Annotated in this window: 20 protein-coding genes and 1 pseudogene; 7 read left to right on the top strand and 14 right to left on the bottom strand. The window is 71.4% G+C overall.

The features are described 5' to 3' along the window. Positions 1-19: 19 nt before the first annotated feature. Positions 20-907 (bottom strand): aminoglycoside phosphotransferase family protein, encoded by an 888-nt coding sequence (locus tag ABD205_RS15725; RefSeq protein WP_344046337.1) that lies wholly within the window; start codon positions 905-907, stop codon positions 20-22. 86 nt (positions 908-993) lie between these two features. Between ABD205_RS15725 and ABD205_RS15720 the strand changes: the two genes are divergently transcribed. Continuing rightward, positions 994-1,500: a cupin domain-containing protein gene (locus tag ABD205_RS15720; protein WP_344046335.1), complete on the top strand. Its 507-nt coding sequence runs from the start codon at positions 994-996 to the stop codon at positions 1,498-1,500. Positions 1,501-1,512: 12 nt separating this feature from the next. Here the strand turns inward: ABD205_RS15720 and ABD205_RS15715 are convergent, their stop codons facing one another. From ABD205_RS15715 to ABD205_RS15705, 3 genes are read right to left on the bottom strand one after another with little or no spacing between them, the layout of a single operon-like run. Continuing rightward, positions 1,513-2,013, bottom strand: a complete 501-nt coding sequence (locus ABD205_RS15715; protein ID WP_344046333.1) for a GNAT family N-acetyltransferase — start codon at positions 2,011-2,013, stop codon at positions 1,513-1,515. Then, the gene (gene lepA, locus ABD205_RS15710) at positions 2,010-3,869 is read right to left on the bottom strand and encodes a translation elongation factor 4 (RefSeq protein ID WP_344046331.1); all 1,860 of its coding nucleotides are present in this window, start codon (positions 3,867-3,869) and stop codon (positions 2,010-2,012) included. The genes ABD205_RS15715 and lepA overlap by 4 nt, the downstream gene beginning before the upstream one ends. A 20-nt stretch (positions 3,870-3,889) precedes the next feature. Next, positions 3,890-4,879, bottom strand: coding sequence for a glycoside hydrolase family 25 domain-containing protein (locus ABD205_RS15705; protein WP_344046329.1), 990 nt, complete (start codon positions 4,877-4,879; stop codon positions 3,890-3,892). Between the two features lie 103 nt (positions 4,880-4,982). On the opposite strand from ABD205_RS15705, the gene ABD205_RS15700 reads away from it, so the two are divergent. Next, complete coding sequence (locus tag ABD205_RS15700) at positions 4,983-5,936, top strand: phosphotransferase family protein (RefSeq protein WP_344046327.1); 954 nt, start codon at positions 4,983-4,985, stop codon at positions 5,934-5,936. A gap of 153 nt (positions 5,937-6,089) precedes the next feature. Continuing rightward, positions 6,090-6,350 carry a 30S ribosomal protein S20 gene (gene rpsT, locus ABD205_RS15695; RefSeq protein WP_344046325.1) on the top strand — a complete coding sequence of 87 codons (261 nt, stop codon included), beginning with the start codon at positions 6,090-6,092 and terminating at the stop codon, positions 6,348-6,350. A 116-nt stretch (positions 6,351-6,466) separates the two neighbouring features. Here rpsT and holA read toward each other — a convergent pair whose 3' ends face one another. The 4 genes from holA to ABD205_RS15675 form a co-directional block, all read right to left on the bottom strand. Next, positions 6,467-7,432, bottom strand: a complete 966-nt coding sequence (gene holA, locus ABD205_RS15690) for a DNA polymerase III subunit delta (RefSeq protein WP_344046323.1) — start codon at positions 7,430-7,432, stop codon at positions 6,467-6,469. A gap of 36 nt (positions 7,433-7,468) precedes the next feature. Next, positions 7,469-9,766 carry a ComEC/Rec2 family competence protein gene (locus ABD205_RS15685; RefSeq protein ID WP_344046321.1) on the bottom strand — a complete coding sequence of 766 codons (2,298 nt, stop codon included), beginning with the start codon at positions 9,764-9,766 and terminating at the stop codon, positions 7,469-7,471. Next, the gene (locus ABD205_RS15680) at positions 9,766-10,701 is read right to left on the bottom strand and encodes a ComEA family DNA-binding protein (RefSeq protein WP_344046319.1); all 936 of its coding nucleotides are present in this window, start codon (positions 10,699-10,701) and stop codon (positions 9,766-9,768) included. Before ABD205_RS15680 ends, ABD205_RS15685 begins: the two co-directional genes overlap by 1 nt. 101 nt (positions 10,702-10,802) lie before the next feature. Beyond that, complete coding sequence (locus ABD205_RS15675) at positions 10,803-11,663, bottom strand: DegV family protein (RefSeq protein WP_344046317.1); 861 nt, start codon at positions 11,661-11,663, stop codon at positions 10,803-10,805. A 64-nt stretch (positions 11,664-11,727) separates the two neighbouring features. Between ABD205_RS15675 and ABD205_RS15670 the strand changes: the two are divergent. Further along, a pseudogene (locus tag ABD205_RS15670) lies at positions 11,728-12,858 on the top strand (AAA family ATPase); the annotation flags it as partial. A gap of 330 nt (positions 12,859-13,188) precedes the next feature. On the opposite strand, the gene leuS reads toward ABD205_RS15670, so the two are convergent. Beyond that, positions 13,189-15,681: a leucine--tRNA ligase gene (gene leuS, locus ABD205_RS15665; protein WP_344046315.1), complete on the bottom strand. Its 2,493-nt coding sequence runs from the start codon at positions 15,679-15,681 to the stop codon at positions 13,189-13,191. A gap of 437 nt (positions 15,682-16,118) precedes the next feature. Between leuS and trxA the strand changes: the two genes are divergently transcribed. Together trxA and ABD205_RS15655 are read left to right on the top strand one after the other, a co-directional pair. Further along, on the top strand, positions 16,119-16,481 hold the full coding sequence (trxA, locus tag ABD205_RS15660) for a thioredoxin (RefSeq protein ID WP_344046313.1): 363 nt from the start codon (positions 16,119-16,121) through the stop codon (positions 16,479-16,481). A gap of 41 nt (positions 16,482-16,522) precedes the next feature. Beyond that, a complete protein-coding gene (locus ABD205_RS15655) occupies positions 16,523-18,058 on the top strand; it encodes an SDR family NAD(P)-dependent oxidoreductase (protein ID WP_344046311.1) in 1,536 nt (511 codons plus the stop codon). Between the two features lie 102 nt (positions 18,059-18,160). Here ABD205_RS15655 and katG read toward each other — a convergent pair whose 3' ends face one another. From katG to ABD205_RS15630, 5 genes are all read right to left on the bottom strand, one after another. Beyond that, positions 18,161-20,407 (bottom strand): catalase/peroxidase HPI, encoded by a 2,247-nt coding sequence (katG, locus tag ABD205_RS15650; protein ID WP_344046309.1) that lies wholly within the window; start codon positions 20,405-20,407, stop codon positions 18,161-18,163. After that, positions 20,404-20,832: a Fur family transcriptional regulator gene (locus ABD205_RS15645; protein ID WP_425573062.1), complete on the bottom strand. Its 429-nt coding sequence runs from the start codon at positions 20,830-20,832 to the stop codon at positions 20,404-20,406. The genes katG and ABD205_RS15645 overlap by 4 nt, the downstream gene beginning before the upstream one ends. 78 nt (positions 20,833-20,910) lie before the next feature. Continuing rightward, complete coding sequence (locus ABD205_RS15640; RefSeq protein WP_344046305.1) at positions 20,911-22,392, bottom strand: lytic murein transglycosylase; 1,482 nt, start codon at positions 22,390-22,392, stop codon at positions 20,911-20,913. A gap of 128 nt (positions 22,393-22,520) precedes the next feature. Continuing rightward, a complete protein-coding gene (locus tag ABD205_RS15635; RefSeq protein WP_344046303.1) occupies positions 22,521-23,561 on the bottom strand; it encodes a succinylglutamate desuccinylase/aspartoacylase family protein in 1,041 nt (346 codons plus the stop codon). Then, on the bottom strand, positions 23,551-24,036 hold the full coding sequence (locus ABD205_RS15630) for an ATP-dependent zinc protease family protein (RefSeq protein ID WP_344046301.1): 486 nt from the start codon (positions 24,034-24,036) through the stop codon (positions 23,551-23,553). Before ABD205_RS15630 ends, ABD205_RS15635 begins: the two co-directional genes overlap by 11 nt. Positions 24,037-24,062: 26 nt before the next feature. On the opposite strand from ABD205_RS15630, the gene rimK reads away from it, so the two are divergent. Then, positions 24,063-25,253, top strand: a complete 1,191-nt coding sequence (rimK, locus tag ABD205_RS15625) for a 30S ribosomal protein S6--L-glutamate ligase (protein ID WP_425573058.1) — start codon at positions 24,063-24,065, stop codon at positions 25,251-25,253. The last annotated feature ends 8 nt before the right edge of the window (positions 25,254-25,261 follow it).

Here is a 25,261-nt window from a genome sequence, read left to right as displayed (position 1 = left end):
GGCCGACATCCTCGCATCGTCAGCCCTGGACCGCCTTGGCAATCGTCAGCATCGTCGTGACCCAGTCCCGATCCGGTGCCCCGTTCTCCACGAGCTCGTCCTTGACGTTGACCAGCATCCGCACCACGACCCAGTCACGCGCCCGGTCCTCGTCGAGCCCGGCCGCGTCGACCAGCGCGAAGAAGCGGTCGCGGATCCCCTGGCGCACCCGCCCCGCGAGCTCGTCGAAGCGGTTCCACAACATCGGCGCGAGCTCGAAGTGCGGATCGCCGGACAGCGGCTTCGGGTCGATGGCCAGCCAGTCCTCGCGCCCGGCGGCGAGGACGTTCTCGAAGTGCAGGTCCGTGTGGACCAGGGTGCCGTCGGTCGCCGGGTCCGCCGCGAAGGAGCGCGCGAGCGCGCGGGCCTGATCGACGAGGCGGTGCGGCACCGGCGCGCTCCTTCCGAGCGCAGCGAGCTCGTCGGCCCACCTGGACGCCTGCGCGGACAAGGTCAGCATCTGCGGAGGAGCCGGCACGTGGAGCCTCCCGTAGAGGCCGCCGACGATCTCGCAGGCCCGCAGGTCCCACACGTCGGTCAGGTCCTCGGGCTGCAGCCGCTCCAGCAGCATCGCCCACCGGTGTGGATCGGCGCGGAGCAGCCGTACGGCGCCGCGGCCGCCCCACCGTTGCAGGGCGAGCGCCTCGTGCTCAGCCTCCGGGTGTGGCCAGCCGACCTTGAGCACGGCCGCGTCGCCCGTGGCGGTGCGCACCGGCACCACCAGGGCCGTGTTGCCGTGCGTCGCCTCGCCGTCGGCGCTGAGCTCCCACTCCTCCAACAGGTCGCGTACGACAGCCGGCAGGCCGTCGATCCAGGCGGCCCAGTCGGCCCCGCGGTCGGCGTACGCCTGCAGGCCGGGCGGGATCACGCCCAGAAGACTAGGTCGTGGGAGGTGACTCCCGTCGCGGCGCGTCGGTCGTTGACGCCGCCGCAGCCCCGGTCGAGGCTGGCCGCATGTCGTTCCCGCCGTTCCTGCCCTACCCAGCTGACCGCTACGACGGCACCGAAGGTGAAGCGTCCGCGACGCTGCGCCGGGCCGACGCCGAGCCCGACCTCGTCTACCCCAACGGCGTCCGGGTCGACTACCTCGCGACCGGGGCGTCGACCGACGGCGACTACGGCCTCTATCGGTGGACGTTCGGGCCCGAGGAGACCGGCCCTGGGCCACACTTCCATCGCGCGGTCGCGGAGTCGTTCTACGTCCTCACCGGACAGGTCAGGATCTACGACGGCCGGGAGTGGGTCATCGCCGGCTCAGGCGACTTCGTGCACGTCCCGCCCGGCGGGCTGCACGGCTTCCGCAACGTGCCCGGCGAGCCGGCGTCGATGCTGCTGCACTTCACCCCCGGCGCCCCGCGCGAGGGCTACTTCGAGGGTCTGCTGGCGTTGCGGGACGGGTTCGAGCCGAGCGAGGAGGAGCTCGACGAGTTCTACCGTCAGCACGACAACTACTGGCGCTGACGGCCACAGGCGCTAGGTCGTCCTGATCCAGTGGTCCGGTGGCACGTGCGGCTTGCCGGGGACCGGCTCGGTCGTCTCCGTCCAGGCCTCGCCCCACGCCGCCGAGGCCACGGCGCGCCAGAAGGTCGTCGCGGCCGCGTTGTCGTGCTGGAACGGGATCTCCCACGGACCTCGGTGCCGCCCGATCACGTCGCGCGCGAACCGGCGTCCGAGCCCGTCGCGCCGGGCCGCCGGCACCACGAAGAAGGCCTGCATGGTGCGGGACGTGGTGTCGAGACCACGCACGAGGGCGAAGCCGACAGGCGCGTCCTCCCCGGTGTTGGGGTGGGGTGCCCAGGCGAGGTAGCCGCAGCGGTCGGGGGACGGGTACTCGTCGAGCCACTCGTGGCGGTAGCGCCCGTCGGCGTACGGGAAGCCGTGGACGACGGACGCGAGGTCGTGGCGGAAGTCCTGCCACAGCCAGGCCACGACCGGCCACTGGTCGTCCGCGACCGGGCGGACGCTGAAGGTCACTTCTTGGCGGCCTTGTCGCCGGCCGGCTGCGAGGTGGACAGGGCGGCGACGAACGCCTCCTGGGGGACCTCGACGCGGCCGACCATCTTCATCCGCTTCTTGCCCTCCTTCTGCTTCTCCAGCAGCTTGCGCTTACGGGTGATGTCACCGCCGTAGCACTTGGCGAGCACGTCCTTGCGGATCGCACGGATGGTCTCCCGGGCGATCACCCGGGCGCCGATGGCGGCCTGGATCGGCACCTCGAACTGCTGGCGCGGGATGAGGTCCTTGAGCTTGCCGGCCATCATCACGCCGTAGCTGTAGGCCGCGTCGCGGTGGATGATCGCCGAGAACGCGTCGACCGGCTCACCCTGCAGCAGGATGTCGACCTTGACCAGGTCGGCGGCCTGCTCGCCGGAGCGCTCGTAGTTGAGGGACGCATAGCCCTTGGTCTTGGACTTGAGCTGGTCGAAGAAGTCGAAGGCGATCTCGCCCATCGGCAGCGTGTAGCGCATCTCGACACGGTCCTCGGAGAGGTAGTCCATGCCGAGCAGCGTGCCGCGCTTGGTCTGGCACAGCTCCATGATCGTCCCGATGTAGTCGCTCGGGCTGAGGATCGTCGCGTTGACGACAGGCTCCCTGACCTCTGCGATCTTGCCCTCGGGATACTCGCTCGGGTTGGTCACGGTGAGCTCGGAGCCGTCGTCCATGACGACCTCGTAGACCACGTTCGGCGCGGTCGAGATCAGGTCGAGGTTGAACTCCCGCTCCAGCCGGTCGCGAGTGATCTCCATGTGGAGCAGGCCGAGGAAGCCGCAGCGGAACCCGAAGCCCAGGGCACCGGAGGTCTCGGGCTCGAACGTGAGCGAGGCGTCGTTGAGCTGCAGTCGCTCGAGGGCGTCGCGCAGATCGGGGTACTGGTCGCCGTCGATCGGGTAGAGACCCGCGTAGACCATGGGGTTGGGATGCTTGTAGCGACCGAGCGGCTCGACAGCGCCACGGTGCTGACTGGTCACGGTGTCACCGACGCGGGACTGACGCACGTCCTTCACGCCCGTGATCAGGTAGCCGACCTCGCCGACGCCCAGGTCGCCGGCCTTGACCGGCTCGGGGCTGATCACGCCGACCTCGAGCATCTCGTGCACGACCCCGGTCGACATCATCTTGATCCTGTCGCGGTGGCTGAGCTTGCCGTCGACCACCCGGACGTAGGTGACCACGCCGCGGTAGGTGTCGTAGACCGAGTCGAAGATCAGGGCGCGGGCCGGCGCGTCCGGGTCACCCACCGGCGGCGGGGTCTGCTTGACGATCTCGTTGAGCAGGGCCTCGACGCCGAGGCCGGTCTTGGCGCTGACGAGCAGCACGTCCTCCGGCTCGCACCCGACGAGGTTGGCCAGCTCGAGGGCGTACTTCTCGGGGTTGGCGCTGGGCAGGTCGATCTTGTTGAGCACCGGGATGATGTGCAGGTCGGCGCCCATCGCCAGGTAGAGGTTGGCGAGCGTCTGCGCCTCGATGCCCTGGGCGGCGTCGACCAGCAGGATCGCCGCCTCGCAGGCCTCCAGCGAGCGCGAGACCTCGTAGGTGAAGTCGACGTGCCCGGGGGTGTCGATCATGTTGAGGACGAACGTGCGGCCCTCGTCCTCCCCCGCACTCGCGGTCCAGGGCATCCGGACCGCCTGGCTCTTGATCGTGATGCCGCGCTCGCGCTCGATGTCCATCCGGTCGAGGTACTGGGCGCGTGCCGCCCGCTCGTCGACGACCCCGGTGAGCTGGAGCATGCGGTCAGCGAGGGTCGACTTGCCATGGTCGATGTGCGCGATGATGCAGAAGTTGCGGATGATCGCGGGATCGGTGGCGCCGGGCGTGGGAGCGGTCATGATGGGCTCATTGTCGCGTGTCAGTACTGGTGGAACCAAAGGGACAGGTACGTCGACCCGCCGGGGCAGGTCACGTCACGGTCGCGGGAGCCGTCGCGGCGAGCGTCGACCCACTGCGTGAGCACGGCGGTGCCGCCCTGGAACATCTGGTCCGGCCCACACCTGCGCAGCGCCTCGGCCCGTGACGTCTCGCCGGCCGCACGCCACTCCGGCAGGCTGAGCCGGAGGTCGCCGACGACGCGCTGCCAGAGCGTGGCGGTCGAGTAGACACCGACGGTCAGGCCCTGGTCGGCGTACGCCGTGACCGCGCCGCGCACGACCGCGGCGTTCGCCTCGACGTCCGGTGGCCAGTCGAAGCCGGTGACCGGCTCGACATCGAGCCAGACGGCGGGCACCGAGAGCCCGGCCGACTGCATCGTCCGGATGTTGAAGAGCGCCTGCTGGTAGCCGATGTTGGCAAGCCGGCCGAGCCTGCTGCGCGGTTCGAACGGTCCCTGGTCGCCGAACTCGGCGAACTGACGCTTCTCCGGGTAGCTGACGACCGAGTAGGCGCCGGCCATCAGGTGCCGCTGCCGGATCCAGGCGACCTGGTCGGCCAGGCAGGGGTTCGGGTAGAAGCCGGGCCCGTTCGTCAGCCCGAGCACGACGAAGCGGGCCGAGCCGAGCGGCATCGGCGCACCCTCCGAACGCTTCTTCGGGATGCCCATCCCCTTCGGGCACTGCGGCCAGCTGACGTCGGCACCCTCGACCGGACCCAGGGCGTCCGGCGTCGGCAGGTCCGGGATCGTGATGGTGGGGGCGACCGCTGTCGACGGGGCAGTCGACGGGGCTGTCGACGGGGTGCTCGGCGGGGTCGTCGCGGAGGTGGGCGACGGTGCGACGGGACTCGCCGCGGGCGTTCGAGGGGAGACGGTCGGTCCCGGGTCCGGGTCAGCGGTCGTCGTACGACTCCCGCACGCGCCGAGCGAGACCGCTGCGCAGACGGCCAGCGCCGCGACCACCGCCCTCACAACGCCCCCTGCCGTGTCTGTGCCGTTAACCGCCGGGATCGCTCGATCCTCCCAGATGCCGCCCGACGACGCCGGTCCCGTCGTTTGCACCGAGGTCGCCCACGTGTCCGAAGATGTCGGGGTGACCCAGGCGCATCCCACGACCATCCCGCACGGCCGCACCGCGCGGCGCCTCGACTGGGTGCACCTGCCGCCCATGGTGCGCCGCGTGGTCGAGACGCGGCTCGGCTCGCGGGTCGTGGAGGCGGAGTCGCAGGACTCCGGCTTCACGCCGGGATTCGCGTCCGTGCTGACCTGCGCCGACGGCTCGCGCCACTTCGTCAAGGCGGCCTCGGTGAAGGCGCAGAGGATGTTCGCCGACTCCTACCGGCTGGAGGCACGCAAGCTGAGGTCGCTGCCGCCGTCGGTGAGGGCCCCCCGGCTGCAGTGGGTCCTCGACGAGGACGACTGGGTCGTGATCGGCATCGAGTTCGTCGCCGGCCGGGCACCGCACCGGCCGTGGACGCCCGACGACCTGGCCGCCGCGAGCGCGATGCTCGTCGACACGGCGCACGCGCTGACGCCGCCTCCCGGCATGGGGCTGGACAGCTTCGCCGACGAGTTCGCCGGCTTCCCGGCGTACTGGGAGGACCTGGGGAACGTCGCCCACGCCGAGGATGCCGCCGCGCTGGCCGCGCGCTACGACGAGGTGACCCGTGGCAACACACTCGTGCACACCGACGTGCGCGACGACAACCTGCTGATCACCGACGACGGCCACGTCTATCTGTGCGACTGGAACTGGCCGGTCGTCGGAGCCGCCTGGATCGACTCGCTGCTGCTCCTCATCGGACCCCGAGGTGACGGACTCGACGTCGACGCGCACATCGCCGCGCACCCGCTGCTGTCGGCCGTGGACCCCGAGGCGATCGACATCGTGCTGGCCCTGGTCACCGGCTACTTCCTGAGGTCGGCCCGCGAACCCTCGCCGACGACCTCGCCGTGGATGCGCGAGGGGCAGCGGTGGCAGGGTGAGGTCTGCTGGACGTGGCTCGCCGAGCGCCGGGGCTGGATCTAGCGTCGGCCCTGCACGGCTCGGATTTGAGGCGTCTCCTCCGCCGCTGGTAACCTTCATAGCTGCGTGTTCGAGGCCCCTCCCCTCTCATCCCACGAGTGGCCGGGAGAGCGCGCCCGAACCGAATTCACTGACGCGAAGGACAGCTAGCCCGATATGGCGAACATCAAGTCGCAGATCAAGCGCAACAAGCAGAACGAGAAGGCGCACGAGCGCAACAAGGCCGTCAAGACCGGTCTGAAGAGCGCGGTCCGCAAGTTCCGCGAGGCCGCCGAGGCCGGTGACAAGGAGGCCGCGACCGTGGCCGGCCGCGACGCCGCCCGCAAGCTCGACAAGGCTGTCTCGAAGGGTGTCATCCACAAGAACCAGGCCGCCAACCGCAAGTCGGCGATGGCCAAGAAGGCTGCCACGCTCTGACGCTTCGTCGAGTTGGCGCCTGCACCGAGTCGGCGTTAAGTCGCACGAAATCCACAGCACCCCGCGGCGTCGGCTGCGGGGTGCTGTGGATTTCGTGCGACTTAACGCCGACTCGGCTACGACCGTAGGCCCGTGATCGTCAGCACCAGCCGCTCCAGCGTGTACGCCGGGTCGCTGGCCGCTCCCTTGAGGTCGGCGTCGGCCCGCGCGACCGCGCGGATGGCCTCGCCGAGGGACTCCCCGTCCCATCCCCTGGCCACGGCCGGCAGCTTCTTGAGCTGGTAGGGGTTGATGTTCTTCCGGTTGCCGCCGACGTAGTTGGCCAGCGTGCGCAGCTGACCGGCCACACTGCTGAGCAGGTAGACCGGGCTCGTGCCCGAGTCGAGCGCCCAGCGCACGCCCTCCATCGCCTGGAGTCGGCGACCGGCGAGCATCGCATCGGCGATCTCGAAGTTCTTCACCTCGGCGCGGCCGCCGAAGTACTGCGCCACCTCGGCCTCACCGATGGTGGCGCCCGGGAAGTCGCTGACCAGCTGGTCGACGGCGGACGCCAGCATCCGCAGGTCCTCGCCGACCGCCTGCACGAGGGCCCCGGCGGCCTCGCCGTCGATCCTGGCGCCGCGCGCCCCGCCCTCGGCGACGACGAACTTCGGCAGGTCCCACGGCTTGACCGGCTCCGACTTCACCTCGGTGACAGCCGGCAGCTTGCGCAACTTGGCGAGCAGCCCGCTGCCCTTCGGTCCGCCGCCGTGCACGAGCACCAGGGCGACGTCCTCGACGGGCGCCTGTGCGTAGCCGACCAGTCCGTCGACGGACCCGTCCGGCAGGTTCTCCAAGGCACGGACGACGACACACCGCACGCTGGAGAACAGCGACGGCGCTGCCATCTCGCCGAGCGTCGCGAGGCTCAGGTCGGCCGCAAGGGCGTCGCCGAGCTCGGCGTCCGCGTCGTGGGCCTTCACGGCCGCCTTGACCGCCGTCACGGTGCGCTCGCCGAGGAACTCCTCCTTGCCCGTCACCAGGATGACCCTGCCGAGCACATCCGCCGCTGTCGGGCCCCGCCCGCCTCGCTGTCCGCTCATCGAGGGCAACCTTGTCACACGCCGGGGACAGTCGGCTCAATGCGTGACCACCTGGGGCTCACCCCCGCGCGCGACGACCGCGACCGAGCCGTCCTGGTCGGTGCGGTAGAGGTCGACGCCCGCCTTCGCCAGCGGGTCGAGGGTCCGGCGGGAGGGGTGGCCGTAGTCGTTGTCCGCTCCGACCGACGCGATCGCGACGGCCGCCTCGAGCGACACCAGCCAGCCCTCGTCCTGGTAGCGGCTGCCGTGGTGCGGGATCTTGAGCACGTCCACGTGCAACCCGCGCAGCTGCCGGGCCAGCACCACCTGGCCCTCGGGCTCGACGTCGCCGGTGAGCAGCAGCCGCAGCCCGTGCGTCTCGACGAGCAGCACCACGCTCGCCTCGTTGGCCGTCGACCCGTCGCCGGGCCCCTTCACCGGCGAGTCGGGCAGGGGCCAGAGCACCTGCACGGTCACGTCTCCGAGCCGCCGGGTCGAGCCGTACGCCGCTCGGCTCACCGTGACGCCCGCCCCGGCGGCAGCCTCCGTCACCTCCCTCACCCCGAACGGCGGGTCCGCCAGTCGCGTCGTCTCGATCGCTCCGATCCGTCGGCCGGCGATCACGCCCGCGATCCCATCGACATGGTCGGCGTGGTAGTGGGTCAACACCAGGAGCGGCACGGACCTGATGCCCAGCCCGTCCAGGCACCGGCGCGAGGCTTCGGGGTCCGGACCGGCGTCGACGACGATCGCCGACCCCGGCCCCGCGCGGACGGCCAGCGCGTCGCCCTGACCGACGTCGCAGACCACCAGCACCCAGCCGGGCGGCGGCCACCCCGGCGACGGGAGCCGCACGGTCACGACGACGACGAGCACCAGCGCCGACCCGAGAGCGAGCCAACGGTGCCTCACCAGACGCGGGCCGAGCAGGGCCACCACGATCGTCCCGACGGTCAGCGCGAGGAGGGCCAGAGCACCGGTGCCCCACGCGATCCCTGCGACGGGCAGGGCCGCACCTCGGTGAGCGACGAGGACGATCCAGGCCACACACCACGAGGCCATCAAGCCGGCGCCGCGGCCGAGCGGGTCCCACACCAGGCCGAGAAGCCCGCCGGCGAGCCCGAGCACCGTCGCGGGGCCGACGGCCGGTTCGGCGAGCACGTTCGCCCCGACGGCCGCCAGGCTCACCTGCCCGGAGATCGCGGCCACGAGCGGCGTGCAGGCGAGCTGGGCGGCCATGGGCACGGCGAACGCCTCGGCGAGCCGGCGTGGCAGCCAGCGCGCCAACGCGTCGCGCCACGGCGGCCCGAGCAGCAGGATGCCTGCGGTCGCGAGCACGGAGAGCGCGAAGCCCGTCGAGGTCGCCAGCGCCGGGTCGAGAAGCATCAGGCCGAGCACTGCGGCGCCGAGACCGCGCAGCGCGCGTTGCCGCCCGTTCGAACCCATCGCGACCAGGCCGATCGTGCCCATCGCAGCCGCCCTGACGACGCTCGGCTCGGTCCTGGCGAGCAGCACGAAGCCGACGATGCCGAACGCTCCGGCGGCGTACAGCCAGCGACCGCGGACCCCGCACCACCTCGCCAGCACCAGCAGGAATCCGACGACCAGGGTCAGGTTGGTGCCCGAGACGGCGAGCAGATGGGTGAGTCCGGTGGTCCGGAACTCCTGCGCGAGTGCGTCGGGCACCTCGGCGTCGTCGCCGTCGACCAGTGCCGGCACCAAGGATCTCTGCTCCAGCGGGCGGCCGGCCACCGCGTGGCGGATCGACGCGCGGACGGCGGCAGCGCCCCGCCACCAGATGCTGGGCCGCCTCTCCACGTGCACCGGGCCACGAGGCGTCATCACGGCCGACTCCCCCGGGTCGTCCGCAGGCCCCAACCTGCCTGCGACGCGCACCGAGGCCCCGAGCGGGAGACGCCGCCACTCCTGGCCCCCGAGCACGAGCACCGGCGCGCGGAGGCTGACGACCGTCCCTCCCACATCGACCGACCGGACATCGAGCCGCACCATCACCGTGACCCCGAACCTGCCCGGCACGATCTGCGGGTCGGACGCGACGGTCCCCGCCGCCTCTACGGCGGCCCGCCGGCCGGCCAGCGCCGCCAGCGGGCCGTCCGACACCTGATGTTGGCGGAGGAGGCCGAGGAGCGCGACCGTGGCGAGCACGACCGCTGCCGCAACCACGGTCAGGCGCCGGCCGCGGCGGAGCCGGACGACCAGGACAGCCAGCACCGCCGCCGCGGCCGTTGCGCATCCGGCACCCGCCCACGGGTCGTGGGTGGCCAACGGGGCCAGCAGGCCGCCCGCCCACGCCGCGGCGCCGATGACGGGAAGCCGGAGGTCGGGCCGCTGCACTAGACCGTCACGTGTGGGGCGATCCTGCTGAGCGTCGCCTCGCCGATGCGGTCCACGTCGAGAAGCTCGTCGACCGACCCGAAGCCGCCGTGCTGGGTGCGGTAGTCGAGGATCGCCTGCGCCGTCACGGGCCCGACGCCGGGCAGGGTGTCGAGCTCGTCGAGGGTGGCCGTGTTGAGGTCGACCAGGACGTCGGGTCCCCCTGGCGTGGCCCCCGCCGCTTCCGACGGCGCTCCGGCCGCCGCCCCCGAGGCAGCGCGTCCCCCCGGAGCACCGACGAGGATCTGCTCCCCGTCAACGAGCACCCGAGCGCGGTTGAGGCTGCTCAGGTCTGCGCCGGGGCGCGCGCCGCCGGCCGCCGCGATGGCATCCACGACCCGTGAGCCCGTGGGAAGGTCGAGCACGCCGGGGTGCCGCACCTTTCCGGCGATGTCCACCGTCACGGTCGCGGAGCCGCCCGTGGCGCTGGCCGCACCCGCCCCCGCGGTGGCGGTCGGCCCGGCGGGGGTCGACGGAGCGCTGCTCACCGCGACCAGGGGCGCGGCGGACGCTGCGGCCACCGATGTCACCTTCGGGTCGCCTCGGAGCACCCACCAGCACGTCACGGCGAGCGCCGCTGCGACCAGCAGCGCGACCACGGTCAGGTGCCAGGGCCCGACTCCGCCCCCGCCGTGCAGCGCCTCGGGCACCGCCGCGGCCACGCGCTGACGCAACAGGCTCTGCGGCGAGGCACGGCGGCGCGCCGCGTGCCGACCCGGCACCGGCACCAGCGGAGGACCCGGATCGCCGACCACGGGCGGCGGCACCTCGAGGAGGGGTGCCGTCTCCCACCACTGCTCGTCCTCGACGGCCGACGCGACGTCGGGGTCGAGCTCGGCGCGAAGCAGATCGAGTCGTCGGGCGACGGCCTCACGGTGGTCCGGTCGGTTACGCATGCCGCGACGCTAGGGACGGGAGCCGACGCCGCCGATCCAGGTGCGGATGGCCTGTGGACGACGCGGTCGCGCTGCTGATCTGGGGACGCTGAGCGGCCCGCTCAGAGCGCCGGCGAGACGCAGACGGCGATCATCCCCGGCCCCACGTGGGCACCGAGAGCCGCACCGAGCTCGCCGACTCGCACCGCGCCAGCGAGGCGTTCGGCGAGACGCTCGGCCACGCGCTCGGCGAGACGCTCGGCCCGCTCTGCGTTGCGCAGGTGCGCGACCACCACCTCCACGCGGGGCACGTCGGCGACCGCTTCGAGGGCGAGCTCCTCGAGACGCGCGAGCGCTCGGGCCGACGTACGGACCCGCTCGTGCGCGACCACGCGGCCACCCTCGATCGTCAGCAACGGCTTGACGGCGAGAGCCGAGCCGAGGACGGCGGCGGCCGCTCCGATGCGGCCTCCGCGGCGCAGGTACTCGAGCGTGTCCACGTAGAAGTACGACGTCGTCGCCGCCGCCCGCGCCCGCGCGCGTTCGCCAGCCTCAGCGGCGGAGGCCCCGCCGGCGATCGCGTCGGCGGCCGCCAGCGCGGCGAACCCCAGGCAGGGCCCCACGGCGCGCGTGTCCACCACGACGACGGGCACAGGCGCGTGCCGTGCAGCGAGCTGCGCGGACTCGAGGGTCCCGCTCATCTCGCCGGACAGGTGGACGGCGAGGATCTCATCGGCGCCCTCGTCGGCGAGCCGCTGGTACAGCGAGGCGAGCGCCGCCGGAGCCGGCCTCGACGTGCTCACGGCTGTCCTCGAGGCCAGTGCGGTGGCGATCTCCTCCGGGCTGGTGCCCGGCTCGCCCTCCTCCATCTCGTCGTCGCCGATCACGACCCTCAACGGCACCACGACGATGCCGTGGGCCTCGGCGACGTCGACAGGAAGCATCGCGCTGGAGTCGGTGACGACCACGACGCGCTGCCCCATGGCGGCGACACTACCGGCCGCCAACCCCGGGCGGGGACCCTGCGCTTCGCCCTAGGGTGTCGCCATGCCGCGCCCAGCCTCTGCCAGCTTCACGGCCTACACGCCTGCGGTCGCGCCGGACGTCGACGGCGAGGACCGCTTCGAGATCGCGGACGTCGGGCGCTACGGCCGCTCGCTCGTCCGGCGGTTCGTCACCCAGGCCCGCGCGGCCGACCGGCCCACCCTCCGCTCGATCATCGGGGACCATCTCGGCGTGCCGGCAGACCAGCTGCCGGTCGTCGAGGAGTCGTGGGCGCCGTACGAGCATGTCAACGTGCAGGCGGCGCTCGACAGCTGGCTCGCGGAACCGGCCCGCAGCCACGAGCTCGTCGGCCTGACCGCCTACCGACACCGCGGGCCGTTCGGACTCTCCGACCTGCTCAACGCCGACCCGTTCGACTTTCACGGCGTTCGGCCCGGGAACGTCACCAGGGTCAGCCTGCCGAGCGGACCCGGGGGCGCGACCCGCGAGTGTCTGCGAGCGGCCGTCGTCCTGGTCACCGAGGGCGAGGAGCGACTCGTGCTGCTCGTGCGCGGTGCCGACCCGGAGAGCGGCCAGGAGGGCGTCGGACTCGAGGTCGTCGCGACCGGGGAGCGGACAGCTCGCGAGGCGGCCGACCGGCTGCGTGAGCTCGCGATCGAGCTCAACGTCTACCGGGGCCAGGTGGTGTCCTTCGGGCGCAGCATGTTCGGCGAGCGAAACTCGCTGCTCCGGTTCCACGAGCGCCCTCACCTGTCGGACGCGGACCTCATCCTGCCCGAGACCACGTTCGCCGACCTGCGCCGCCAGGTCGTCGGCGTCGCCCGCAACAGCGAGCGGTTGCGGGCGGCCGGCCAGCATCTCAAGCGCGGTCTGCTGCTCTACGGGCCTCCTGGCGTCGGCAAGACCCACACGGTCCGCTACCTGATGGGCGAGCTGACCGACACCACCATCGTCCAGCTCACCGGTGAGACGCTCATGGGCATCCGGGACGCATGCTCGATCGCCCGCACGCTGCAACCCGCGATGATCGTCGTCGAGGACGTCGACCTCATCGCGCAGGAGCGGGATCACTACGCGGGTGAGGGCTCGCTGCTGTTCACCCTCCTCAACGAGATGGACGGCCTTGACGACGACGCCGACGTCGTCTTCCTCCTGACGACGAACAGAGCCGACCTGCTCGAGCCGGCTCTCGCGTCACGGCCGGGCAGGGTGGATCAGGCCGTTCACATCGACCTTCCCGACCGAGAGTCGCGTCGCCGTCTCGTCGAGCTCTACCGAGGGCGCCTCGACATCGACCTGACTCGGCTCGACGAGGTCCTCGACGCCACCGACGGGGTCACAGCCTCGTTCCTCAAGGAGCTGCTGCGCCGCGCAGCGGTCATCGCCGCCGATCGGACCGAGACCGACCTCCGTGTCACCGCCGACGACCTCGACGCCGCCGTCGCCGACCTGCTCGACACCCGCAACCAGATGACGCGCGTGGTGCTCGGGTTCCGCGGGGGTTCAGACGACGATGTTGACCAGCTTGGGCGCCCGCACGATGACCTTGCGCACCTGCCGTCCGTCGATGGCGCGTACGACGGCCTCGTCAGCCAGCGCCAGTGCCTCGAGGTCGGTCTCGCTGATCGACGGCGGGACCTCCAGTCGGCCCTTCACCTTGCCGGCGATCTGGACGACGGCGGTGACGGTGTCCTCGACCAGCAGCGCCTGGTCGACGGCGGGCCAGCCGGCGCGCGCCACGGTGGGCTCGTGGCCCAGCCGCTCCCACATCTCCTCCGCGGTGTAGGGCGCGACCAGGGACAGCAGGATGGCGACGGCCTCGGCGGCCTCGCGCACCGCAGGGTCCTCGGCGCCGCAGCCCGAGTCGATCGCCTTGCGGGTCGCGTTGACGAGCTCCATGGTCCGGGCCACCACGACGTTGAACCGGTAGCTCTCCATCAGGTGCTCGACCTCGTGCAGCGTCTTGTGCGTCACCCGCCGCAGCGCGACGTCTCCGTCTTCGACGGGCACGCCCGGCGCCGACCTCACGTCACCGGAGAGGCGCCACGCACGCTGCAGGAACCGCACCGAGCCGCTGGGCGACACGTCGGCCCAGTCGATGTTGTCCTCCGGCGGGGAGGCGAAGACCAGCGTCAGGCGTACCGCGTCGACGCCGAAGCGGTCGATCTGCTCGCCCAGGTTCACGCCGTTGCCGAGGGACTTCGACATCTTCTTGCCCTGGTTGATGACGACGCCCTGGCCCATGAGCCTGGTGAAGGGCTCCTCGAAGTCCACCATGCCCATGTCGTGCAGGACGTAGGTGAAGAACCGTGCGTACAGCAGGTGCAGCACGGCGTGCTCCATGCCGCCGACGTACTGGTCGACCGGGCCCCACTCGCGCACGGCCTCGACGTCGAACGGACCGCCCTCGTAGCTCGGCGAGCAGTAGCGCAGGAAGTACCACGAGGAGTCGACGAACGTGTCCATCGTGTCGCTGTCACGCTTCGCCGGACCGCCGCACTGCGGGCAGTCGACGTTGACCCACTCCTCCACCGCGGCCAGCGGCGAGACGCCCTTCGGCTTCAGGTCCGCGCCCCGGATGTTGTCGGGCAGGCGCACCGGCAGCTGGTCCTCGGGGACCGGCACCTCGCCGCACGCCGCGCAGTGGATGATCGGGATCGGCGCGCCCCAGAACCGCTGCCGCGAGAGCAGCCAGTCACGCAACCTGAAGTTCACCGTGCCGGTGCCGCGGCCGTCCGCCTCGAGCCGGGCGATGATCGCCGCGATGCCCGACGACTTGTCGGCCAGACCCTCCAGCGCCGGACTGTTCACGTACGCGCCGTCACCGGTCGTGGCGACGTAGGTCTCCTCGGGGTTGTCGGCGCTGGGCACGTCGATGACCCGCCGCACCGGCAGCCCGAACTCCCGGGCGAAGTCGATGTCGCGCTGGTCGTGGGCAGGCACGGCCATGATCGCGCCGGTGCCGTAGTCGGCCAGCACGTAGTCGGCCGCCCAGACCGGCACCTGCTCGCCGGTGACCGGGTTGGTCGCCGTGACGCCCAGGTCCACGCCGGTCTTGGGCCGGTCGGTGGCGAGACGGTCGATGTCGGAGGCCTTGCGCACGTCCTCGACGTACGCAGCCAGGGCGTCCGCCTGCCCGGGCGCGACGATCTCGGACGCCAGCGCGGCATCGGCCGCGACGACCATGAAGGTGGCGCCGTACAGCGTGTCCGGCCGGGTCGTGAAGACGGTGACCGTCCGGACCTCACCGGACGCCAGCGTGATGTCGAAGTCGACGTGGGCGCCCTCGGAGCGACCGATCCAGTTGCGCTGTGAGTGGATGACACGCTCGGGCCAGCTGCCCTCGAGGGTGTCCAGGCCGTCCAGCAGGCGCTGCGCGAAGTCGGTGATCTTGAAGTACCACTGGGTCAGCTCCTTCTTGGTCACCACCGCACCGCAGCGCTCGCAGGTGCCGTCGGCCAGCACCTGCTCGTTGGCCAGCACCGTCTGGTCGTTGGGGCACCAGTTGACCGGGGAGTTCTTGCGGTAGGCCAGGCCGCGCTCGCGGAACTTCAGGAAGAGCCACTGCGTCCAGCGGTAGTACTCCGGGTCGGAGGTGTGCAGGCGGCGCGACCAGTCGAAGGAGACGGCGTACTTCTTGAACGAGTGGAACTGCGTCTCGATGTTGGCGTAGGTGTAGGTCGCCGGGTGCTCGTCGTTGCGGATCGCCGCGTTCTCGGCGGGCAGGCCGAACGAGTCCCAGCCCATCGGGTTGAGCACGTCGTAGCCGCGGTGCCACCAGTAGCGCGCGATGACGTCGTGCAGCGCCATGACCTCGGCGTGGCCCATGTGCAGGTCGCCGGACGGGTAGGGGAACATCGTCAGCGCGTAACGCTTGTCGGCTCCCTCACGTACGCCGGCCCGGAACTGGTCGAGCTGCTCCCACACCGGCTGCCACTTGCCCTGCAGCGCGTCGGCGTCGTAGACGATCTCGTCCTGGGTCTGTTCCTGCGTCATCTTCGTTTCTCTCGCTCGTCAGATCCGGCTGGGTCGAATCCCACTGTCTTGAACCCTTTTCGGCATGAAAAAACCCCTCACACAGGGAGGGGTTGCCGCGCTGCGCGGGGCCCCGGTCGGGGCCCGGCTCGGTCAGCGCGGCTGACCAAGAAGCAGGATCGTGGTCCGCACGGTCACAGGGTACTCCACCGGCCTGCCCGGCAGCGGGTCGCGATGCCGGATGGGATCGCTCCCGTCGGGGCCGGTCCTCGACGCGCCGACCCCGTGACCCCTGTTTGATCGGCACCCCGCGCCATGTCAGACTGTCCCCGCCCGCCGGCCCGGGTGGCATCACGGCGGAGCGAAGACCCCCCCATTTCGCTCCGCTGCGCTCCCAGGTCGGCGGTGCCTTCTTCGTGCACGGGAATGTGGCGCGGCGCGTCGCCGTTGGGACCGACATGGCCACCACGGAACTCAATGCCGCCACGTTCGAGCAGACCATCGTCGACAACGACATCGTCCTGGTCGACTTCTGGGCGTCCTGGTGCGGCCCGTGCCGCCAGTTCGCGCCCGTCTACGACGCCGCCTCTGAGACCTACCCCGACATCGTGTTCGGCAAGGTCGACACCGAGGCCGAGCAGGCCCTGGCCGGCGCCGCGCGGATCACGTCGATCCCGACCCTGATGGCCTTCAAGAAGGGCCACCTGGTGTTCTCCCAGCCGGGCGCCCTCCCGAAGGAGGCGCTCGCCCAGGTGATCGACGCCGTTGTCGAGCTCGACGTCGACGCCGCGCTCGCGGCAGCGGAGCAGCAGGACGCCTGACGCTTACGGTTCCGGGGCGGTTCACGCTTAGGGTGACCGCCGTGGAACCGACCGCAGCACCCCTGGCGACAGCGCCTCCCGCGGGCATCGACCCCGACAAGCTCGCGATCACCCTCGAGGTCCTCGGCCAGCTCCACGAGCTCCCGCCCGACCACGCCGACATCCAGACGGTCAAGCGTGCGACGTCGTACATGTGGAAGCTGCTGAAGAAGTCCCGCCGGGCCGAGATCCGCCTCGAGAAGCAGGCGCACGACCAGGCGATCATCGAGCTCACGGCGACCGGCTCGCCGGTGCGGATCGATGACGAGACCGCCGGCATCCCCCTGGTGTCCAACGCGCCGGGCGCGTTCGCCGGGGAGCTCGTGACGGCGCGGGGCTGCTACATCTGCAAGCAGGACTTCACGCTCGTGGACGCGTTCTACCACTGGCTGTGCCCCGCCTGCGCGGCACTCAGCCACGTCAAGCGCGACCAGCGCACCGACCTCTCCGGGAAGCGCGCGCTGCTCACCGGAGGCCGCGCGAAGATCGGGATGTACATCGCGCTGCGCCTCCTGCGCGACGGCGCCCACCTGACCATCACGACGCGGTTCCCCAAGGACGCCGTGCGCCGTTTCGCGGCGATGGAGGACAGCGTCGACTGGCTGCACCGGCTCAAGGTCGTGGGCATCGACCTGCGTGACCCCACGCAGGTCATCGCACTGACCGACGACGTCGCCGCCGATGGCCCGCTCGACATCATCGTCAACAACGCCTGCCAGACCGTACGCCGCCTGCCGGGCGCCTACTCGCACCTCATCGAGGGCGAGAGCGCCCCGCTCCCCGAGCCCGGTTTCTACGGGCACCGCGAGCTGCCGGAGATGGTCACGTTCGACCGGATCTCCGAGGCGCACCCGGCCGCGATCGCCGGCGCGCTCACCGCGCATCCGGTCGCACACCACGACGGCGAGTCGAACGCCTCAGCTCTCGCGGCCCACAACGCGGCGACGATGACAGCGCTCGCCCTCAAGGCCGGAGGCGCCTCGCTGCAGGCGCACCTCGCCGGGACCGCGGTGGACGCCGGTGGCCTGATCCCCGACGTGCAGACCAACAACTCCTGGACCCAGGTCGTCGACGAGGTCGACCCACTGGAGCTGCTCGAGGTGCAGTTCTGCAACTCGATCGCACCCTTCCTGATCGTCTCCCGGCTCCGGCCGGCCATGCGGGCCGCCGTCGCGCGCGGCGCCCGCCGGGCGTACGTGGTCAACGTCTCCGCGATGGAGGGCCAGTTCAGCCGTCGGTACAAGGGTGCCGGCCACCCGCACACGAACATGGCGAAGGCGGCGCTCAACATGCTCACGCGCACGTCGGCCGGTGAGATGTTCGAGACCGACAACATCTTGATGACGGCCGTCGACACGGGATGGATCACCGACGAGCGACCCCACCACGAGAAGCTGCGCATCGCCGCCGAGGGCTGGCACGCGCCGCTGGACCTGGTCGACGGCGCGGCGCGCGTCTACGACCCGATCGTGCGCGGCGAGGCCGGCGAGGACCTGTTCGGCTGCTTCCTCAAGGACTACGCCCCGTCCCCCTGGTGAGGCCGAGTCGGCGCATCCTCGCACCAAAATCCACAGCACCCCGCGGCGTCGCCGCGGGGTGCTGTGGATTTTGGTGCGAGGATGCGCCGACTCGGTCTCAGGTCAGACCAGGTCGAAGCGATCGTTGTCCATGACCTTCGTCCATGCGGCGACGAAGTCGTTGACGAACTTGGTGGTCGCATCGTCGCTCGCATAGACCTCGGCGAGCGCCCGCAGCTGCGAGTTCGAGCCGAAGACCAGGTCGTTCGCGGTCGCCGTCCACTTGAGCTCGCCGCTGCTCGCGTCACGGATCTCGTAGACGTGCTCGGCGTCCGACGCCTTCCACTCCGTGCCAGCTGCGAGCAGGTTCACGAAGAAGTCGTTCGTGAGCACACCGGAACGGTCGGTGAGGACACCGTGATCGGCGACCGTGGTGCCGAGCGCCCGCAGGCCACCGACGAGGACGGTCATCTCGGGGGCGGACAGGTCGAGCATGTAGGCGCGCTCGACGAGCAGCGTCTCGGGCGGCAGCTTCTCGCCGGGCCGGACGTAGTTGCGGAAGCCGTCGGCCCGAGGCTCGAGCACCCGGAACGAGTCGGTGTCGGTCTGCTCCTCGGTCGCGTCGGTGCGGCCCGGGTGGAACGGCACGGTCACCTCGACGCCCGCGTCCTTCGCCGCCTTCTCGACCGCGGCGGCGCCGCCGAGGACGATGAGGTCGGCCAGCGAGATCTTCTTGGCCCCGGCGTTGAACCCGGCCCGGATCTCCTCCAGCTTCTCGAGCACCGTGGCGAGCTCGGCCGGCTGGTTGACCTCCCAGCTGCGCTGCGGCTCGAGCCGGATCCGTGCGCCGTTCGCACCGCCGCGCTTGTCGGTGGAGCGGAAGGTGGCGGCCGACGCCCACGCGGTCGTCACGAGCTGCGGGACGCTGAGGCCCGAGTCGAGCAACGTCGCCTTCAGACCGGCGACGTCCTCGTCGGACACCAGCTCGTGGTCGACGGCGGGCACCGGGTCCTGCCACAGCTGGGCCTCGGGGACCCACGGGCCGAGGTAGCGGGTCACCGGTCCCATGTCACGGTGGAGCAGCTTGTACCAGGCCTTGGCGAACGCCTCGGCGAACTGCTCGGGGTGCTCCAGGAAGCGGCGCGAGATCTTCTCGTACGTCGGGTCGAACCGCAGCGCGAGGTCCGACGTCAGCATCGTCGGCTTGCGCTTCGGCGAGTCCGCCGCCGGGCCGGGGATCAGGTCCTCGGCATCCTTGGCGACCCACTGGTGTGCACCGGCCGGGCTCTTGCTCAGCTCCCACTCGTAGCCGAACAGGATCTCGAAGAACTCGTTGTCCCACCGGGTCGGGTGGTAGGTCCAGGTGACCTCCAGCCCCGAGGTGATCGCGTCGGCGCCCTTGCCCGTGCCGTACGTCGACTTCCAACCGAGACCCTGAGCCTCGAGCGGTGCGGCCTCCGGCTCGGGTCCGACGTTGTCCGCCGGGCCGGCGCCGTGGGTCTTGCCGAACGTGTGACCGCCGGCGATCAGCGCGACGGTCTCCTCGTCGTCCATCGCCATCCGCTTGAACGTGTCGCGGATGTCGCGTGCCGACGCGAGCGGGTCGGGGTTGCCGTTCGGGCCCTCGGGGTTGACGTAGATCAGACCCATCTGGACCGCGCCGAGCGGGTCCGCGAGCTCGCGCTCGCCGCTGTAGCGCTCGTCGCCGAGCCAGGTGTCCTCGGAACCCCAGAAGATCTCCTCCGGCTCCCAGATGTCCTCGCGGCCGAAGGCGAAGCCGAAGGTCTGGAAGCCCATGTCCTCGAGCGCGACGTTGCCGGCGAGGACGAGCAGGTCGGCCCAGGAGATCTTCTGGCCGTACTTCTTCTTCACGGGCCACAGCAGACGGCGCGCCTTGTCGAGGCTGACGTTGTCCGGCCAGCTGTTGAGCGGGGCGAAGCGCTGGGCGCCGTCACCGGCGCCGCCACGACCGTCGTGGATGCGGTAGGTGCCCGCGGCGTGCCAGCTCAGCCGGATCATCAGGCCGCCGTAGTGGCCGAAGTCCGCCGGCCACCAGTCCTGCGAGTTGTTCAGCACCTCGACGACGTCGCGCTTGACCGACTCGACGTCGAGCTTCGCGAACTCCGCCGCGTAGTCGAAGTCGGCGCCGAGCGGGCTGCGTGCCGGGTTGTTGGCGTGGAGGACGGAGAGGTCGAGCTGGTTCGGCCACCAGTCCTTGTTCGTGTGGGGACGACCGCCGGTCTTGGGGGTCGGCGAGTCGATGACCGGGTTCTCGCTCTCGCCGCCCTGGCTCGTCGCGCCGTCATGCATGACGGGGCAGCCGCCCTCGGCCTTGCGGTCGGCGCCCTGCGGGCTCTCGTTCTCAGTCATGTGCTTCCTTCCAGGGGCGATAACTCAGGAACTCGTGTGGAGCAGTCGGGGCACAGGCCCCAATAGATGACCTCGGCCTCGTCGATCACGAACCCGTGGTCGTTCGAGGCGGTCAGACAGGGTGCCGCGCCATGGGCGCAGTCGACGTCGGCGATCGCGCCGCAGGAGCGGCAGACCACGTGGTGGTGGTTGTCGCCCACGCGGGACTCGTAGCGCGCGACGGAACCCGACGGCTGGATGCGACGCACCAGCCCCTTCGCGGTGAGCGTGTGCAACGAGTCGTAGACGGCCTGGTGGGACACATCGGGCAGGTCGGCGCGCACCTTGCCGATGATCGAGTCGGTATCCGCATGCGCCAGTGTGTTGACGGCACCGAGCACGGCGATCCGCGGACGGGTCACCCGGAGCCCGACGCCCCTCAGCATCTGCTCGAGGTCGGTCAGTGGCACCTCGCCACTCTTGTCCGTTTTCTTGAACAAGTCAAGAATATTGCCCGGCGCGTGTCAGGGTGTCGACGAGGCAGCGGCGCTCGGCGTGGCATCGCTCGACGGCGCCTCAGTCGACGGCGCCTCGCTCGGAGTGGCTGCGGCGGTCGCCAGCGGCCCGAGACCGTCGATCGTCTGCGGGAGCGCGGTCACCAGGTCGTCGACGGCCGCGTCGGCCTCGGTCGCGGTCTTCCCGTCCAGCGCCTTCGCGCAGGTCGCGATCGCCTGGTCGTGGGCTGCCGTGGTGGCCTGCGGATAGGCCTTCTCGATCTTGTCGGTGCACAGCTTGGTGAGCTCGTCGGCCGTGGCGGCCGCGGCCGGCGTCGGCGTGCCGTCCCCAGGGCTCGGCGGATCGGTGGCGGGCGGGTCGGTGGCGGGCGGGTCGGTGGCGGGCGGGTCGGTGGCCGGCGGATCGGACGCGGGCGGTTCGGTGGCCGGCGGCTGGGCCGGCAGCTCCGGCTGACCGGTCGCGGAGTCGGTCGGGTCGCCGGCGCCGTGATGACCGGCCGGGTTGCCCGGGTCCTTGGTCTGCGCCGGCTGCGTGCCGGCGCCGGGGACCGCGGCGGCGCCGTGTCCACGGCCCTTCGTGCCACCGGTGGCGGCGGGCTCGGTGACCAGCACGTCGCCGGTCGCTGTCCCGACCGAGAACGCGCGAGTGGCGAGGAACCCTGAGGTGGCGAAGCCGGCGGCTCCGAAACCCACGCCGGTGCGGTACTGCGCCGCGACGCGCATCACCGTCGCGACGTACGACGGCGAGTGGTTGTAGCGCAGCAGCGCGGCCTGCTGCCCGGCGCCCGTCGCGAGGTCCTCCGGACCGGAGCAGAGGTACACCCCGGCCGCGAGTGCGGCGTCGTTGATGTCCTGCGGGTCGCGCTGGCCGTCGCCGTCCGCGTCCACGCCGACGGTCGCCCAGGTGGAGGGCAGGAACTGCATGGGCCCGACCGCGTGGTCGAAGCGGGTGTCGCCGTCGAGGCGACCGCCGTCGGTGTCGGTCACGAGCATCGTCCCGGCGAGCCCGGTGAGCGAGGGGCCGACGATCGCGGGCGTCGCCCGTCCGTCCGCGGAGAGCTGGCTGCCGCCGTGGGTGCCGTGGCCCGACTCGACCAGGCCGATGCCCGCGATCAGGCTCCAGTCGAGGTGGCACGCGGGATCGGCGGTGTTCATGACGGTCGCCGCTCGCTGGTAGGCAGCCAGGGCGACCGGCGGGATGGCGGTCGTCGAGACCGCCGGTGCGGCGACCACGGCGGTCCCGGGGGTCGCCGGGGCGACGCCCCAGACGCTCGCCGGGGCCTGCGTCCCGGGCGGCACGACGAGGGCCGCGTCAGGCAGTGTCGGGGTCGTCGGCGTCTGGCTCGGGGCGGTGGTGCTGCTGGTCGCGCCGACGATGGTGGCCAGGTCGGGCTGCGGCGTACGGACGACATCCACGGTCCACACCACGGACAGTGCCGCAAGCGGCACGAGCGTGATGGCCTTCGGCAGATTGCCGAGCCGCGGCGTCATCCTGAGACCACTCCCCTGTTCTGGCGCCGCCCAGGGAGTAAAGGGCGACACCGCATCATCCCTCCTTGGGAGGGTGCCCGGAACCTCTTGTCATGAATCCTTCACCAATCCTGGGTGAAGGTAAAGGGTCAGTGTGCGCGGAGACGCTGTCGGCGGGACGTGAGGAGCCGGTCGTCGGCCACCTGCCCCGGCTGGTCCTCGTCCACGGCCGCGATGTGGATGACGGCGTCGCCGGTGTTGACCAGCGGCGCCCGGTTCACGCCGATGACGATCCCGGGCCGGTCGGCGTGCACGAGCCGCACCCGGCGGCCCAGGGTGTCGCTGATCCCGCCGAGGCGCCGACCCTCCTCGACGAGGTCGCCGAGCTGGACGTCGGTCTGGAGGATGCCGCTCCCCCGGGCGCGGACCCAGCCGCTCGCCCGCGAGACCAGGGTCGCGGCCGCGCCGCCGGCCTCCTCCTCGTCGGCGTCCTCCTCCTCGGGCAGCATGCCGAGCGCGTTGAGCACCCGCAGGACCCCTGCGACGCCGGTGCCGATCGACTCGTCGTCGAACCGGAGCGCCTCGCCTGCCTCGTAGACGAGCACCCGCGCACCGGCAGACCGCGCGGCCTGGCGCAGCGACCCGTCGCGCAGCGAGGCGTGCAGGGCGACCGGGGCGCCGAAGGCGAGGGCCATCCGGCGGGTCTCGGGGTCATCGAGGTCGGCCCTGACCTGGGGCAGGTTGGCGCGCCGGTCGGCGGCCGTGTGCAGGTCGATGCCGAGCTCGCACTTGGCGACCACCTCGGTCATGAACAGGTGGGCGATCCGGGACGCCAGCGAGCCGCGCGTCGAGCCCGGGAAGGAGCGGTTCAGGTCACGCCTGTCGGGCAGGTAGCGATCCCCGGTCATGAAGCCGAGCACGTTCACGACCGGTACGGCGACGACGGTGCCGCGCAGCGTCTTCGCCGACACCTGCCCGAGGACGCGCCGGATCACCTCGACACCGACCACCTCGTCGCCGTGGATGGCCGCGTTCACCCAGACGACCGGGCCGGGCTCGCGCCCGTGCACCACCTGCACCGGGATGCTGACGTCACCGCCGGTGACCAGGCGGGTCAGCGGCAGCTCCACCGACCTGCTGGCTCCGGCACGCACCCGTACGCCGCCGATGGCGAACGACTCACGCGCCATCGGCGCGCCTCCGGTTCGACCGTCGCACGGCCCGCCCCGGGCGACCGCCGCAGTAGGAGGTCGAGACGTCGACGACGTAGCCCTGCTCGAGGACCTCGCGTCCGATCAGCAGGCGGAAGCCCATCTCGTCGCGGCGCGTGAGGGTCACCTCGGCGGGCACCACGCGGTCCAGCAGCCGTAGGTCGAGCCTCACGACGACGCGGTGCTGGGAGTGCCCCGACGAGCTCCGGACCGTACGCCGGTCGAGCACCGGCACCTCGACCACGACCGCGTCCTCGGCGCTGCGCTGCCACGGGTGCACCTCGAAGCGGGCCCACCACTCGCCGTCTCGCTCGAACTCCTCGAGGGCGAAGGCGTGCAGCGACGACGTACGCGCGCCGGTGTCGATCTTGGCCTTCATCCACTCGACGCCGACACCCGGAAGGCCGACCCACTCACGCCAGCCGACCACACTGGTTAGATGAGTGCCGGACACGTCCCCTATCCAAGCAGGGTCCCACCTTGAAGCTGGCCATCCTCTCGCGCGCGCCGCGTGCGTACAGCACCCAACGGCTCCGCCAGGCCGCCACGGAGAGGGGGCACGACGTCAAGGTGCTCGACACGCTCCGCTTCGCGATCGACCTGTCCGACCACGAGCCGGACCTGCAGTTCCGCGGCAGGCGGCTCTCCCTCTACGACGCCGTGGTGCCGCGGATCGGGAACTCGATCACCTACTACGGCACCGCCGTGGTGCGGCAGTTCGAGCAGATGGACGTCTACACGCCCAACACCGCCAGCGGCATCTCCAACTCCCGCGACAAGCTGCGCGCCATGCAGATCCTGTCGCGGCACGGGATCCCCATGCCGCCGACGACGTTCGTGCGCGACCGAGCCGACGTCATCCCGGCGATCGAGCGCGTCGGAGGTGCGCCGGTCGTCATCAAGCTGCTCGAGGGCACGCAGGGGATCGGAGTGATCCTGGCGCCCCAGATCAAGGTCGCGGAGGCGATCATCGAGACGTTGCAGTCGACCCGCCAGAACGTGTTGATCCAGCGGTTCGTCAAGGAGTCGAAGGGTCGCGACATCCGCGCCCTGGTCGTCGGTGACCGGGTGGTCGCCGCGATGCGGCGCACGGCCAGGGGCGACGAGTTCCGCTCCAACGTGCACCGCGGCGGGTCGGTCGAGAGGGTCGAGCTCGACGCCGACTTCGAGCGCATCGCCGTACGAGCCGCCCAGATCATGGGACTGAAGGTCGCCGGCGTCGACCTGCTCGAGGGGGACGAGGGTCCGCTGGTGATGGAGGTCAACTCCTCCCCCGGACTCGAAGGGATCGAGACCGCCACCAAGCTCGACGTGGCCGGCGCGATCGTCGACTACATCGACAACCAGGTCGCGTTCCCGCAGATCGACGTGCGCGAGCGGCTCGCGGTCTCGACCGGGTACGGCGTCGCGGAGCTCGTCGTCCACGGCGATGCCGACCTCGTCGGCCGCAGCCTGGGCGACTCGGGCCTGCGCGAGCGGGACGTCGCCGTGCTGACACTGCACCGCGGCTCCGTGGTCATCCCCAACCCGTCGTTCCGCCAGGTGCTCGAGGCCGAGGACCGGCTGCTCTGCTGGGGACGACTCGAGGAGATGCGCTCGATGATCCCCGAGCGGCCGAAGCGCCGGCCGCGGGTGAAGAAGCTGCCCAAGCACCCCCTGCCGGAGGAGTGAGCAGCATC

This window comes from Nocardioides panacihumi (assembly GCF_039530925.1).
GTDB lineage: Bacteria > Actinomycetota > Actinomycetes > Propionibacteriales > Nocardioidaceae > Nocardioides > Nocardioides panacihumi.
The sequence above is the reverse complement of the archived record's forward strand: the minus strand, read 5'-3'. Positions and strand labels throughout refer to the sequence as shown.

Excerpts from the sequence above, each read along its gene's own strand:
- katG (WP_344046309.1), bottom strand. The coding sequence starts at position 20,407 with ATGACTGAGAACGAGAGCCCGCAGGGCGCCGACCGCAAGGCCGAGGGC.
- leuS (WP_344046315.1), bottom strand. The coding sequence starts at position 15,681 with ATGACGCAGGAACAGACCCAGGACGAGATCGTCTACGACGCCGACGCG.
- rpsT (WP_344046325.1), top strand. The coding sequence starts at position 6,090 with ATGGCGAACATCAAGTCGCAGATCAAGCGCAACAAGCAGAACGAGAAG.
- lepA (WP_344046331.1), bottom strand. The coding sequence starts at position 3,869 with ATGACCGCTCCCACGCCCGGCGCCACCGATCCCGCGATCATCCGCAAC.
- ABD205_RS15635 (WP_344046303.1), bottom strand. The coding sequence starts at position 23,561 with ATGGCGCGTGAGTCGTTCGCCATCGGCGGCGTACGGGTGCGTGCCGGA.
- ABD205_RS15720 (WP_344046335.1), top strand. The coding sequence starts at position 994 with ATGTCGTTCCCGCCGTTCCTGCCCTACCCAGCTGACCGCTACGACGGC.
- trxA (WP_344046313.1), top strand. The coding sequence starts at position 16,119 with ATGGCCACCACGGAACTCAATGCCGCCACGTTCGAGCAGACCATCGTC.
- holA (WP_344046323.1), bottom strand. The coding sequence starts at position 7,432 with ATGAGCGGACAGCGAGGCGGGCGGGGCCCGACAGCGGCGGATGTGCTC.
- ABD205_RS15675 (WP_344046317.1), bottom strand. The coding sequence starts at position 11,663 with ATGGGGCAGCGCGTCGTGGTCGTCACCGACTCCAGCGCGATGCTTCCT.
- ABD205_RS15640 (WP_344046305.1), bottom strand. The coding sequence starts at position 22,392 with ATGACGCCGCGGCTCGGCAATCTGCCGAAGGCCATCACGCTCGTGCCG.
- ABD205_RS15680 (WP_344046319.1), bottom strand. The coding sequence starts at position 10,701 with ATGCGTAACCGACCGGACCACCGTGAGGCCGTCGCCCGACGACTCGAT.
- ABD205_RS15645 (WP_425573062.1), bottom strand. The coding sequence starts at position 20,832 with ATGCTGAGGGGCGTCGGGCTCCGGGTGACCCGTCCGCGGATCGCCGTG.